We start from the raw sequence: 13,937 nt of genomic DNA, 5'->3' as shown, positions 1-13,937 counted from the left end.
AAAAGAGGCTGGGACATAACTAGCTTCAATTAACGAAAAAAGCGAAATTGAGCGTACTTAATTTCGCTTTTTTCTATTTTCTATATTAATGCTTATTCATTCTTAGTTGTTGGCTGCGAATTTTCGTAAATTCACAGCCATTAACGCTAGACCCATTTCGTTTTCAACCTTCGATTTTCCTCGTAAAGAAAATCGAGTGAAACGCAAATTAGCCTTCAAGAATCCAAAAACTGGTTCCACATCGATTTTTCGTTTACGATAGATGGAACTCGTTTTTTCTTCTGAAAGCTTCGCTCTCACATATTCTTTTTGTTGTTCCCACTTCTCATTCACCATTAATTTTCGATTATTTCCCTCTTTTGCTTTTGTACATGATGAACGGAAAGGGCAGCCTGAACAGTCTTCACATTCATAGATCTTAAACTCTCGTTTGAAGCCTGTTTTATCCATACGTACAGAATGATATTTAAAAACTACGCTTTGTTGATTTGGGCAAGTGTATGTATCGTTTTCTTTATCATAATGCCAGTTGTCTGGATTGAATTCGTTTTGTTTATATTTTTTCTTTTGCTCTTTGAGGTACATGCCATACGTAATTAAAGCTTCTCGTTTACGATTCGAAATGACATCATCATAATTCTGTTCACTACCATAACCTGCATCTGCGACAATATGCTTTGGTAACTTAAAATAATCTTCCTCAATTGTGTCTAAGAAAGGGATTAATGTACGTGTATCTGTGGGATTTGAAAATAGATTATAGGCAAGCGCATATTGACCCTCTGTTGCGACTTGTACATTATAGCCTGCCTTCAATTGACCATTTTTCATATAATCATCTTTCATGCGCATAAATGTCGCATCGTGATCCGTCTTTGAATAACTATTTCGTTCGCCAAAGATTTCAAAGTCTCGTTGATAGTTTTGTTTTCGAACAATATAATCCATTAATTGTTTCCGTGCTTGTTTCGGGAATTTCCGCTTATTTCTTAAAACTTTACGTTCTTCTACATCTGAAGAATCTCCGATTCTTTTGTCATACTCAGTAACGACATCGTCTACCTTTTTGGCTAATTGAGTAAGTTCTTCAAGTGATAACTGTTCTTCACTTTCTCGTTCAATTTCAGGTATAATTTCTTTTTCAAGTAACTCGTTGTATAGTTCATTTGACTTTTCAATTAATCCAATATGATACTTTTCGATAGATTTCTTCCATACAAAGGTAAATTTATTCGCATTTGCCTCTATCTTTGTACCATCAATAAAAACAGCTTCTTGATCGATAAGTTTTTCTTCGATCAATTGGCAACGGAATTGGACGAAACATTGGCGTATTAATTCTTTCACTTCTGCTTGAACACGGAATCGGTTGATTGTGCGGTAGCTCGGTTCATACCCTTGAGCCAGCCACATCATACGGATACTGTCTTTTAATTGGGCTTCAATTTTGCGCCCTGAGAAGACAGATTGCGAATAGGCACATAAGATAAGTTTAAGCATCATGCGTGGGTGATAGGCAGGACAGCCCTCATTTCGTAGAAATGGTTCGAACGCTTCATGAGGAATACTTTCAACTAAATGATGGATATGGAAGGCAATATCATTACTTTGTAATTTTACTTCTAAATCTAAAGGCAAAACTATTTGATTCATGTTATAATTTTTAAACATAAGGACACTTCTTTCTGATTAGATTTGGTGTGGTAACTTAATTTTATCAGAAGTTGTCCTTATTTTATTGCAAAAATATTCAAAGCCGGAGAAATTTTACTCGTTGTAAAATTTCTCCGGCTTTTTCATTCAGAGGTGAGTTTTGTCCCAACCTCACACTTTTTTATAACAAATTACGACGCTTTTGACATAACGTTATTTGCTGTCTTTTTACTTCTCTTCACATTTACAATTAAAACACCAGAAATCGCAACAATTCCTCCAATGAGGGAAAGGGAGGATGGAAATTCTCGCAACCAAACCCAAGCAACGAGGATAGCAATAGCTGGTTCAAGATATAAAATGCTTGTAATGGAGCTAGCTTTACTTAACGAAAGTGCAATTGCCCACATTACATAAGCGATAGCGCCTGGAAAAACTCCTACATAAATCGCGGTTAGACTGGCTTCCAAAGTTGCATGTTGAATCGTTTGGAATACGCCAGGAGCGAAGATGAAAAAAGGAATTGTTCCTGCCCAGGTAAAATAGGCAGTCAATTCAATTGGCTTATAACGCTTAAAAAATGGCTTTTGGAATACAAAAAATATCGAAGTGGCAAGTGCGGAAATTAACACAAAAATAGCACCTTCGGAAATGGTGAAGGAGGATCCTGCAGTTCCCAACGTTATTAAAATGATTCCAATAAAACCAATGGATAAACCTAACCAACCATATAATCCTAACTCTTCTTTTAAAACGATCGATGCAATGATTGCTGTAAATATTGGTGCAGCACCAACCAACATTCCCGCTGTTCCCGCAGAAATGGTTTGTTCACCGAATGTAACGCCAATATGATAAATACTAATACCAATCCAGCCTAAAAAAAGTATTTTTAATAGATCCTTTTTTTGAGGCAACTGAAATTTCACACCCGGCCATAAGGCATAAATGATAAATAATGCCGATCCAATCAAATAACGTACAAGAATTAAATGTCCGGGAGAATAACCGCCATTTAGGCTCACGCGAATACCTGCAAAAGTTGAACCCCATATCATCACTGTAATGGCCGCCATTAATAAAGCCTTTGCATTCAATCATTTTTCCTCCCAATAACAAAAAAGTACATTTCCATATTATATCTCTTAGGTTTTGTAATGGAAAGAAACAAAAAATGTAAGTAGAAATATCTACGAGGAAAGCTCTGTGCTGGATGATCACTCTTAGAAATAATTAATTGCTATGACATAACGTTCAAAAATAAAATCATTTAGTAAGAAACTGAAAGGTATTGGATAATGAAAAAATCACCTCAATTCAAAGAAGGAAGCCAATTTACCGTACATACCCTGTATTAGTCGGAATGATGATGAAAACTAGATTCCTCCCATTCACAATTTAATTGAAAAAGAAAAACTTTGTATAATGAGTAGACAAACTATGTTTTTATTATTATAATATGAAAAAAGCAAAAAAAAGAGAACGCTTACAACAAAAAAGCACTCACAATACTATTCTTCAACACCTTCAAAGCAGATGCATCAGCATAGCTTTTGTTGACTTTACCATTAAAATGTAAGCGTTTAATCGCTTGTTAGTTCATAGATTTCATATGAACTAGATAAGGAAAAATAAAAAGGTATAGTCAAGAAAGAGATTTGCACAAACGCTTATCGAAAATGTTATTTACAAACTCAAACCCCACTTAAAATGTATGACAAAATTCCTGAATAAATCTCCTTGGTGACGAATCATGCTAGTCTACAACCTATCCGAATTATGATGAGAATTAACAAAAAAATCGAGTGAATAAGGTGATATAAGACCTATAGTTTTTTCTGTACATAATCCCTAATGGATTAGATCAACCAACTAAATAGAAGGATTGGATTTTCACACTTCCCACTCTAATGGAAAAAGTGTGAAATCCCATTGCATCTCGATCTCCCGAATTGTAAGCGACGGTTATCGTTTGATTTAAGTTCTAGTCCTTATTCAAGGAGCTTATATTATGTCTAAAATTGTCTACTAGTATACTAATTACGCGAAAAAATCAAAACACAATTTAGATTTTCCAAGGATACATCCTTGATTATCAAATATCATTATTATTTAAAGAGGGGGAAAATGCGTTGAAGATGAGAAGAAGATTCTTTTTAACCATGCTTTTGAGTTTGATGATGATCCTGAGCTCAGCTTGTTCATCAGAAACAGGTGGTAAAGATGCAGGTAGTAAAAAATCTGATAAAAAAGAAATTACGGTTTGGAGTTTTACAAATGAAGGTGAGTATGCTGTAAAGAAATACATGGAGCAAAATCCGGATGTAAAAGTAAATTTTCAGCATATTCCAGGTGACCAATATCAAACTAAATTACGTTCCGCTTTACAAACGGGTGTCAATGCTCCTGATGTGTTTGCTACTGAGTATGGCTTTGTGAGAAAGTTTATTGATTATCCGTCTCTAGAGAATCTATCTGACGTGTCTTATAATGCTGATGATTTAATTGGACAGCAATATGAATATGTACAGGCAATAGAAACAGATTCCGAAGGGCAGGTAAAAGCTCTTGGTTATCAAGGAACACCAGGGGGAATCTATTATCGCAGAGATTTAGCAAAACAATATTTAGGGACAGACGACCCTGCAGAAGTCAGTGAATTAATTTCTTCTTGGGATAAGATATTTGAGATAGGGAAGCGTGTTTACGATGAAAGTGGCGGCAAGGTTCATGCTTTATCGAATTGGAATGCTATTGGTTCGGTTCAATCAGGAAATGTAACTTCAGCTTGGGTTGAAGACGGCAAGTTAGTGATTGATCCAGAAAGAATGAAAGTTTTAGATTTGGCGGCTCAAGCAAAGGATATGAATGTATTGGCTATGTTAGAAAACTGGAGTGCGGGAATGTGGGCAGCAATGCAATCCGGAGATGTTATGTTTTTCCCAGGCCCAACATGGTATTTACAATATGTCATTAAAGAAAATGCACCAGAAACAAGCGGGAATTGGGGAATAGCACACGGACCAGGATCCTTTAGTGGAGGAGGAACATTCTACTCTATATATTCGAAAAGCGAAAATAAAGAACTAGCTTGGGATTTTATCAAATTCTATTCATTTGATCATGAATTTTTGGAGCAATTGGCGAGAGAGCAAGCCTATTTTACAAGTAATAGAGAAGTTAATGCTAAACTTGCACCTGAGTTGACGGATGAATTCTTGGCAGGTCAAAAATATTTTGAATTTTTCAATATTGAAGGTGAAAAGGTCCACCCTGTTTTAAGAACTGAGTTTGATGGAGATATCGATACGATATTTAGTAATAATATGGAGTCCTTTGTAAAAGGTAATATCAAAACGAAAGAAGAATTTCTTGAAAAGTTTAAAGCTGAAGTCAAGCACGACTTTCCAGATATAGTAGTAGATTAACAGAATGGCCCGGTTTCTCGCCGGGCCTAGTATTAAAAATTGAAAGTTTTTGGAGGAAACGATAATGTTTTCGAATAGCATTAAAAAAGATAATTATGGATATCTTTTCATTGCTCCATTTTTTATTATTTTTTGCATCTTTGGTTTGTATCCTATCCTTTATTCCTTGTATTTGAGTTTTACGAATTGGGATGGATTAAATGATCCAGCATTTGTTGGGTTTGCCAATTATTTAAGAGCATTTACGGATCCAGTATTTTTCAAATCATTATTTAATACTTTTTTTATTTGGATCATATCTGTTATTCCTCAATTAACAGTAAGTTTAGTGTTAGCAGTTATCTTAACTGAAAGGTATTTAAAAGGAAAAGAGTTTTTCCGTGCCGTATACTTTTTCCCTAATATAGTAACTGCGGCCTCATTAGGATTACTTGTTAGTTTGATGTTTGATTGGAAAACGGGAAGCGTCAATCAAATGTTATTAAGCTTAGGGATATTTGATGATCCATATGATTGGAAAAATAACCCCTTTATTATGAGATTGATCGTATCTACTATTCTCTTTTTCCAATATTTTGGTTACTCCATGTTAATCTATATCGCTGGTCTTCAGGGAATATCTCATGAGTACTCAGAAGCTGCCCAAATCGATGGGGCAAGTAAAGTTCAAGTTTTTTTCAAAATAACTATTCCCTTATTAAGACCTATAATTCTCTTCCAAGTCATTACTTCATTAATAGGCGGCGTGCAAATATTTGATCAGCCATATATGTTAACTCAAGGCTCAGGAGCACCAGATAACTCAACTCTAACAAGTATTATGTATCTATATCGAACAGCTTTTGAACAAAATAATTTTGGCTACGGTGCGACATTAGCTTTTTGCTTATTTTTTGTTATAGGAACCTTATCCATTGTTTCCTTTTTAGTTTCCAACCGTCGTAGCAGAGCATAAAAAGGGGAGTGTAGGAAATGGAACTAGCTAATCCGCAGACTAAAACTGCACAAAAAATGATTAGTCCTGAAAGAAAAAGGACGAAAAAAAACCTTTTTTTTCTTTATATAATGCTGACAATATTGGCTATTCTTTGTTTTTTTCCATTTTATCTAATGCTTATGTATTCCACTCATTCCAATGCTGAAATTGCTGCTTCCTTCGTATATTTACCGGGAGATGATTTAGTTTCGAATTTTACAAGGATGATTGAAAAGGTGAATATCGGGAGAGGTTTTTTAAATAGCATTATCATTGCGGGTGGTTCAACGGCATTAACTCTTTATTTCGGTGGATTGACCGCTTATGGATTTTCCAAGTATAAATTTCGCTATAATAAGCAACTTTTTTATTTTATGTTAGCTACAATGATGATTCCAGGGCAGCTAGCCCTCATTGGTAGCTACAAATGGCTAGGGATGCTGAACTTATTGGATACACATGCTGCTATTATATTGCCAGCAGCTGCCAATACATTTGCTGTATTTTTTATTAAACAATTTATTGATGGTAGTATTCCTGATGAAATTATCGAATCTGCAAGAATCGATGGTGCAGGTGAATGGAGGATTTTCAATCGAATTATTCTCCCTATGTTAGCTCCTGCTCTATCTGCTATTGGTATTTTTACATTTATTGGATCCTGGAATAACTTTATAAGCCCACTCGTATTATTGTTTTCTGAAGAAAAATATCCTCTTCCAGTCGTAGTTGCTATGATCCAAGGATATTATAGTACAGATTTTGGTTTGCTTTATTTGGGAGTAGCCATCTCTGTATTACCTATTATTATTGTCTTTTCAATTTTCTCGAAACGTATTATGGGAAGTGTTGCAATAGGTTCGGTAAAAGGATAATAGAGTTTAAAAAGATATGGAGTGGTTTTAATGAAGCGAGTGAAATTAGGGATTATTGGTTGCGGAAATATTAGTAGCATATACTGCCAGGCGGGAAGCAGATTTCATAATTTAGAAGTTGCAGCTTGTGCAGATATTGATCTTGAGCGTGCAAAAGCACGTGCGAAAGAGTTTAACATTCCAAAAGCATGTACGGTTGAAGAGTTACTAGCGGATCCAGATATTGAAATTGTTATTAATCTGACAATACCTAAAGCCCATGCGGAAGTGTGTATTGCAGCACTTGAAGCAGGTAAACACGTATATGTTGAAAAACCGTTGGCAGTAACTCGTGAAGATGGGCAAAAAATATTAAGTCTTGCTAAAGAAAAAGGATTATTAGTTGGTGGTGCTCCAGACACCTTTCTAGGAGGCGGGATTCAAACTGTTCGGAAGTTAATTGACGAAGGGGAGATTGGAGAGGTTGTTGGAGCGACAGCATTTATGATGAGCCCTGGTCATGAAATTTGGCATCCTGATCCTGAATTTTATTATCAAGTCGGTGGAGGACCAATGTTTGATATGGGGCCTTATTACATAACGGCTTTAATCAATTTAATAGGACCTATTCGAAAAGTTACTGGATTTACTAGAATCAGCTTTCCTGAAAGGACAATAACAAGTCAACCGAAGTATGGACAAAAAATCCATGTGGAAGTTCCTACCCATGTTGCAGGAGTAATAGAATTTGATAGTGGACCTATCGCAACCATTATTACAAGTTTTGATGTTTATGGATCAAAACTTCCAAACATTGAAATTTACGGATCGAAGGGAACGATCATAGTACCTGACCCAAATACATTCGGAGGTCCAGTGTATATTTATAAGCGAAATGAGGATGACCCATTATCTATTTATAAAAATGGAATTCAATGGGAAGAGATTCCGTTAACGCATGGATACACGGATAATAGTCGTGGCATCGGGGTTGCAGAAATGGCAGAAGCTCTAATGAATGGAAGAACACATCGTGTTAATGGTGATTTGGCCTTTCATGTGTTGGACGTGATGCATGCAATCCATGATACAGCTAATAGAGGCGCACATTATGAACTTTCCAGCACATGTGAAAAGCCAGAGGCATTACCAATCGATTTTTTAGAATACAGTCATCAGTGATTGCTCGATTAATAATTAACTAAATTTTTTGTGTAATAAATAATACAAACAGAAAAGCTCAACACTGCATAAAGCTTTGCAGCGTTGAGCCTTTAAAATTATTTCGTATAATTATCAAAATATCCTTGAATAAACACAATCGGTGTACCTTTATCTCCGCTTCCTGAAGTTAAATCCGATAGTGAACCAATTAAGTCAGTGAGCTTTCTAGGTGTTGTTCCTTGCGCTTCCATTGCTCCGACAAGATCGTCACCTTTGTTGTTGATATATTCAGCAATTGCTTTTTTAAGCTCCTCGCCTTTTAGATCTGCAAAATTATTATCAGCAAGGTATTTTAGCTTAATTTCATTAGGAGTTCCTTCAAGACCTGATGTGTATGCAGGCGACACGACTGGATCAGCGAGTTCCCAGATTTTACCAACTGGATCTTTAAATGCTCCATCACCATAAATCATGACTTCGACGTTTTTTCCAGTTTTTTCTTTAAGAACTTGTTGGATTTTATCCACGACAGGCTGGCAGTCGCGTGGGAAGAGTTTTACACTTTCTTCTGTTGATTTATTGGATCCCAACAGACCGTAAGCCTCGTTATATCCACTGCCATCAACAGATTCGGATAAAATATTATCAAGGCTATAAATTTTATCCCCACCGTTTGCCTTTAAGATTCTCTTTGTTCTAAACCTTGTATGAATATCGCAAGTAAGTACGTTTTTAGTATATTCTAGAATGGTTTTTGGATTGTTAGAAAATATGACTTCACATTCAACGCCGTATTCTACAACTAAAGATTTATAATACTCAATGTAATCGACACCTGTAAAAGGATGTTTATTATAACCAAATAGATCACGGAATTGCTTTTCTGTTAACACATCTGTCCAAGGATTTACTCCTTTTTCGTCAAGCGCATCAATATCAACCAAGTGGTTTCCAACTTCATCAGATGGATAGCTAAGCATTAAAACTATTTTTTTTGCACCTTTTGCAATGCCACGAAGACAGTTTGCAAAGCGGTTGCGGCTTAAAATTGGGAAGATGACTCCAATTGGATCATCACCGAATTTTGAATGAACGTCTTTTGCAATTTGATCGATCGTCGCGTAGTTGCCTTGTGCGCGTGCAACGATAGATTCAGTGACTGACACGATATCTTTATCATTAATGGTCAAGCCTTCAACTTCTACAGCTTTTAACACGCTATCTACAACGATTTCTTCGATGTTATCACCTTTATTGATGATCGGGCAACGAAGGCCTCTCGCAACAGTTCCGACTACTCTCTCCAAATTGATCGCTCCTTCTAAACGTTAATGTAAGTTATCTACTCTTGTAATATACAGCAGTTTAGTGGTATAAGTAAAATGAATATATCAAATAGTGGGTATAAGGTGTGGTTATATGGTAAGTAAGTTAGATTTGTATAAAATTTTTTGTATAGTCGGGAAGAGAAAAAGCTTTTCACAGGCGGCAAAAGAGCTTTATATGACACAGCCAGCTGTTAGCCAAGCGATCATGCAATTAGAAAGGGAACTGGATACACGTCTTTTTAATCGAACACCAAAAGGCGTATCCTTAACGGACGAGGGTTCCATTTTATTTGAATATGCAAATTCAGCTATTAACTTAATTGATGCTGGAGAAGAAAAGCTTTTAGAATTTAAGAATTTGACAGCAGGCGAGTTAAAAATAGGTGTGGGTGATACGATTTCTCGTCATTTTTTACTCCCTTATTTAGAAGCTTTCCATAATAACTATCCAAATATTAAATTTAAAATTGTCAATGGGACAACCACAGAAATATGTTCTTTGTTAAAATCGGGCGAAGTGGATATAGGGGTTTGTAATTTTCCCTTGGAAGACCAGGCGTTGGAGCTTAAACCTTGCTTTGATATCCATGACATCTTTGTTTGTGGGGAAAAATTTAAATATCTGCTATCTAAACCGATAAGTATGGAAGAACTGGTAAAGTTACCGTTAATCATGCTTGAACAGAAATCAAATTCGAGAAATTATGTCGAAGAATATTTGATTTCGATTGGAATCAAGGTGTCGCCAGAATTTGAATTGGGCTCACATGATTTATTATTGGAGTTTGCGAAAATAAATCTAGGAATTGCCTGTGTAACGAAGGAATTTTCGCAAGAAGATTTGAATGAAGGACAATTATGGGAAGTACCTGTAAAAGAAGAACTGCCAAGTAGAAGTATAGGGGTATGCTATTTAAAAAGTGTTCCACTATCGCCCGCATCAACAAAATTTGTAAAGATCATAGAAAACCAACAGGTGTAAGATCTGTGGCTCCCTATGATCTTTGTTTTTAAGTATTGCTTCTAGGGAAAAATATTAAAAAGTCTCACCTTTATCTAAAAAATACATGAGAATCATTTCAATAACTACCACTGTCCCGAATATGATTGCAAGCTTTCCTTTATTTGATACATAAAGAGCAACACAAGCTAAAGTAAATATTAATAGCTGTAAAAGTATTCTTGCATATGTCGGTACTGGAAAAGATGCTTTAGGAGCGAGGAATGTACCCCAAAATATTGCAACAAAAAGTGGTACCCCTATTCCTAAAAAGATTTTAACAACCCATCCTCTCTCTATTTGAAAACCCCAATAAGAAAAGGCTGCAAGCGCACATAGTTCCATTAAAAAGAAGATGATGAATACTGTATATTGGAAAGCAATCATTTTTTTATGCTCCTTAATGCTTTTTCCATATATTCTTCTAGATGATCTGCAGGATTAAGTACAGTATATCCATGACATACTTCTAACTTTTTTGGTTTTAGATGTTCAATAATAGCACTGCTGTTTACTGCTTCATTCATGTCTGGTGTAAAAATAGGCATTGGGCGATGAAGTTTTCCCTTTTTGGAAGTAAAGAGGTCACCCGCTAATAATACTTGATCTTTTTCGTGGAAATAGGCGACATGGCCTGGAGAGTGACCTGGTGTAAGGTATGGTGTCAGTCCGCCTATTGACATTAAATTTCCTACTTCATCTTGAAGTAGTGGCTGAACTATTTCCTCTGTTACGAACTGCTCGGGCTTTTTTCTTTTTGGATAAGGAAGTTCTCCAGTCATATAAGGAATTTCTATTTGATGTGCGTATACAGGGACCTTTTTTGTTTGTAATATTGGCTTTATTGCTCCAATATGATCTGAATGTCCATGTGTAAGGAGAATTTTTGTTAGTGGCCCCATCTTCAGTTGTTCAATGAATTTTAATATCCCTTTTGCCATGCTAGGAATTCCGGCATCGACGAGAGTCACTTCACCTTTATCTACAACAACCCATACATGAACGGGGATCAACATCCATATTCTTAAAGACCAAATATTCTCCGAAACTCTTTTCGCTTTCATCATTCATTCCCCTTTTGTGAAATTTTTTCCTTGAATCCTAAAATCAGAATTTCGACTGAGAGGTCGAACGTCGGCTCTAGTCGTTTCATTAATACTGGAATGGATTCATGAAGATAAGAATACGTACTCAAAATTCCATTCAATTGGTAATAAAAGGTACGAGAAAAGTTTAATAATAATTCATCATCAGGCATGGAGAGACAATCTTGTAAAACTTGTTTCATCAAAGCAAATATTTCTAACCGTAGTTTATTAATCTCTAATTCAGGTTCAAGTTCATCCACTCTAGTTGATTTGGCATTGAAAAAGACATCAAACATATTCCTGTTTTCCAAGCAAAACTGAATATACTCACGACTAATTCCTTTTAGTCTAGCCTCTGGAGTTAAAGTGTCCATGAGTGATATCTGTAGTAACTGTTTATACAGTCTTTCTAAGGATGGCATGGAAAGTTGATGCAGCAGCGCTTCTTTATCCTTGAAATAAAGATAGATGGTTGTATGGGAACAACCCGCATCCTTTGCAATTTCCCTGATGGATACTGAGTCAAATCCTTTTTTGGCAAATAATGTTCCAGCTGCTTTTAAAATTTGCTCTTTTGTTTCTTCTGAGCGTTGTTCTTGTCTGCTTTTCATATCGTGTAATCATTCCTTTTTTACATTAACTAACCAGTGGTTATATTATAACCACTGGTTAGTTAATGCGTCAAGAATATCTTGCGACCTTTAATAAAAAAGGCATTACTCTAATTTTATGACTTGCGTTTACACAAAAAGTATAATGGTGGGAGTAAGCAAATTATTCTTAAGCTAGGAGAGTATAAATGAACCCATTCGTATTTTCATGTATTTGCCCGCATGGGGGAGAAATCATACCGGAATTGCAGGGAGCCAATCTAAAAAGAATGGCGGTTACTCGTGAAAGCTTAACAAGGCTCGGAAAAGAAATGGATTTGGCAAAAACCGATGCTTTGATTGTTTTAACGCCACATGGTACTCGAATTAATGGCCAATTTTCAATTTCAGCTTCAGAGAGAATGTATGGGACGGTTGAAGAAAACGAAACGACTTTTACAATGGAGAAAGTAGTGGATCGAGAGCTAGCACAGGAAATTGCTGAAATTGCATTAAAAGCAGGGAGTCCAGTAGGCACAATTAATTACGGAACTTCGTCTGGTCCATTTTCCTGCCTACCTCTTGACTGGGGAGCGATTGTTCCACTTCGGTTCATGCCCGATGTCCCAATCGTTGTGGTTACTCCATCCAGGGATCTTCCATTCAAAAAGCATGTGGAATTTGGTAGGGCACTAAGGGAAGCAGTTCAACAATCTTCGAAACGAATAGGGCTCATCGCAAGCTGTGATTGGTCACATTCACATGATGAAGTTGGCCCTTACGGATACGATCCCGCAGCCAAAAAATTAGATGAAGAAGTAGTGGAATTGATTAAAGTCAATCAACTTGAAAAAATGGCTGATTTTGATGCTGATTTTATTGAAGCGGCTAAACCAGATGGAATATGGCAAACTCTCATTCTTGCGGGAGCCATTTCACCTGAAGAAAGACAAGTGGAATTTTTATCATATGAGGCCCCAACATATTTTGGTTTGATTTGTGCTGCCATTCGCTAAATGTGACAGACCGAGTTTGATATATTTGGAAAACTGCGCTATACTATCGCTAACTACATAAAATGTCCGTCCGGGTGCTTGAGTGAATCAGGCTGAGATAGTAGCTGTAATCCGCTACTGACCGTTAATCTGATCTGGGTAATGCCAGCGTAGAGAACATTGATTAAGTATGTTTATTTTTAGGCCCTTCTCGACCGTCTGCGCATTCAGACGGCTTTTTTTGTATAAAAAGAGATAAGGGGTTGGAAAAAATGAAATTGAAGTTTTCAGATATACTGATCACTGTGATGATTGGAATTGTATTTGGGATCATTATGAAGTTTTGGGATGATTTATACACGGTTGTTAAGCCAATGCTTCCAGTTGCGCGTCAATTAATTTATGGAATGTGGTTTATGGTTGGTCCGTTTGCCTTTTTACTGATTCGTAAGCCTGGAGTTGCATTATTATCAAGCGTGGCTGCATCAGGGCTTTCAGCATTTATCGGACACGGCATAGAGGTTCTCATATATGGCTTTGTTCAAGGTTTGGGCGCTGAACTATTATTCGCTGGATTCCGTTATAAAAAATTCGGGATTGTAGTCGCAGGATTAGCTGGGATTGCATCTTGCTTTGCTGGCTTCTTCTTAGATTGGTTTTATGGGTATGCGAATCTAGAGGCGTGGGCATTATTCACAAAATACGGATTGCGAGTCATTAGTGCATTCTTGTTTACTGGTGTATTTGCCTACTATATCGTTCGCGCGTTAGAAGGAACGGGCGTAACGAATTTAATTAGACCGGTTTCCAAGGAAGAATATTCGCTATTAGATAAATAGATTGGTATTGGTTGAGAAGAGC

The 13,937-nt window shown here is 36.4% G+C and carries 13 protein-coding genes and 1 riboswitch; of the genes, 7 read left to right on the top strand and 6 right to left on the bottom strand.

Translation table 11 applies throughout. The annotated features are described in order from the left end of the window. Positions 1 to 102 precede the first annotated feature (102 nt). Positions 103 to 1,671, bottom strand: coding sequence for an IS1182 family transposase (locus KHA93_RS15745; protein ID WP_213111608.1), 1,569 nt, complete (start codon positions 1,669 to 1,671; stop codon positions 103 to 105). A 173-nt stretch (positions 1,672 to 1,844) separates the two neighbouring features. Continuing rightward, complete coding sequence (locus KHA93_RS15740) at positions 1,845 to 2,750, bottom strand: DMT family transporter (RefSeq protein WP_213111607.1); 906 nt, start codon at positions 2,748 to 2,750, stop codon at positions 1,845 to 1,847. A gap of 1,041 nt (positions 2,751 to 3,791) precedes the next feature. On the opposite strand from KHA93_RS15740, the gene KHA93_RS15735 reads away from it, so the two are divergent. The 4 genes from KHA93_RS15735 to KHA93_RS15720 all read left to right on the top strand — a co-directional run bounded on the left by KHA93_RS15735 (position 3,792) and on the right by KHA93_RS15720 (position 8,093). Continuing rightward, on the top strand, positions 3,792 to 5,081 hold the full coding sequence (locus tag KHA93_RS15735) for an ABC transporter substrate-binding protein (RefSeq protein ID WP_233711570.1): 1,290 nt from the start codon (positions 3,792 to 3,794) through the stop codon (positions 5,079 to 5,081). A gap of 64 nt (positions 5,082 to 5,145) precedes the next feature. Then, entirely contained in the window at positions 5,146 to 6,036 is an 891-nt protein-coding gene (locus tag KHA93_RS15730) for a carbohydrate ABC transporter permease (RefSeq protein WP_213111605.1), read from the top strand. Between the two features lie 17 nt (positions 6,037 to 6,053). After that, entirely contained in the window at positions 6,054 to 6,932 is an 879-nt protein-coding gene (locus tag KHA93_RS15725) for a carbohydrate ABC transporter permease (protein ID WP_233711181.1), read from the top strand. Between the two features lie 30 nt (positions 6,933 to 6,962). Continuing rightward, positions 6,963 to 8,093 (top strand): Gfo/Idh/MocA family protein, encoded by a 1,131-nt coding sequence (locus KHA93_RS15720; protein ID WP_213111604.1) that lies wholly within the window; start codon positions 6,963 to 6,965, stop codon positions 8,091 to 8,093. Positions 8,094 to 8,191: 98 nt separating this feature from the next. Here the strand turns inward: KHA93_RS15720 and KHA93_RS15715 are convergent, their stop codons facing one another. Continuing rightward, positions 8,192 to 9,382, bottom strand: a complete 1,191-nt coding sequence (locus KHA93_RS15715) for a coenzyme F420-0:L-glutamate ligase (protein ID WP_213111603.1) — start codon at positions 9,380 to 9,382, stop codon at positions 8,192 to 8,194. Between the two features lie 112 nt (positions 9,383 to 9,494). On the opposite strand from KHA93_RS15715, the gene KHA93_RS15710 reads away from it, so the two are divergent. Then, on the top strand, positions 9,495 to 10,385 hold the full coding sequence (locus KHA93_RS15710) for a LysR family transcriptional regulator (RefSeq protein WP_213111602.1): 891 nt from the start codon (positions 9,495 to 9,497) through the stop codon (positions 10,383 to 10,385). 54 nt (positions 10,386 to 10,439) lie between these two features. Here KHA93_RS15710 and KHA93_RS15705 read toward each other — a convergent pair whose 3' ends face one another. From KHA93_RS15705 to KHA93_RS15695, 3 genes are read right to left on the bottom strand one after another with little or no spacing between them, the layout of a single operon-like run. Then, positions 10,440 to 10,790 (bottom strand): YrdB family protein, encoded by a 351-nt coding sequence (locus tag KHA93_RS15705; protein WP_213111601.1) that lies wholly within the window; start codon positions 10,788 to 10,790, stop codon positions 10,440 to 10,442. Then, a complete protein-coding gene (locus tag KHA93_RS15700) occupies positions 10,787 to 11,467 on the bottom strand; it encodes an MBL fold metallo-hydrolase (protein ID WP_213112970.1) in 681 nt (226 codons plus the stop codon). Before KHA93_RS15700 ends, KHA93_RS15705 begins: the two co-directional genes overlap by 4 nt. Beyond that, entirely contained in the window at positions 11,467 to 12,102 is a 636-nt protein-coding gene (locus KHA93_RS15695) for a TetR/AcrR family transcriptional regulator (protein WP_213111600.1), read from the bottom strand. Before KHA93_RS15695 ends, KHA93_RS15700 begins: the two co-directional genes overlap by 1 nt. Positions 12,103 to 12,290: 188 nt before the next feature. On the opposite strand from KHA93_RS15695, the gene KHA93_RS15690 reads away from it, so the two are divergent. Together KHA93_RS15690 and KHA93_RS15685 are read left to right on the top strand one after the other, a co-directional pair. Then, positions 12,291 to 13,097 (top strand): DODA-type extradiol aromatic ring-opening family dioxygenase, encoded by an 807-nt coding sequence (locus tag KHA93_RS15690; RefSeq protein WP_213111599.1) that lies wholly within the window; start codon positions 12,291 to 12,293, stop codon positions 13,095 to 13,097. 60 nt (positions 13,098 to 13,157) lie between these two features. Continuing rightward, positions 13,158 to 13,272: riboswitch (TPP riboswitch) on the top strand. Positions 13,273 to 13,348: 76 nt separating this feature from the next. After that, positions 13,349 to 13,915 (top strand): ECF transporter S component, encoded by a 567-nt coding sequence (locus KHA93_RS15685; RefSeq protein WP_213111598.1) that lies wholly within the window; start codon positions 13,349 to 13,351, stop codon positions 13,913 to 13,915. Positions 13,916 to 13,937: the final 22 nt, after the last annotated feature.

Origin of the sequence: Lederbergia citrisecunda (assembly GCF_018343695.1) — a bacterium.
GTDB classification, from domain to species: domain Bacteria; phylum Bacillota; class Bacilli; order Bacillales; family Bacillaceae_C; genus Lederbergia; species Lederbergia citrisecunda.
Note: the sequence above shows the minus strand (reverse complement) of the source record. Positions and strands in the feature narration are given on the sequence as shown.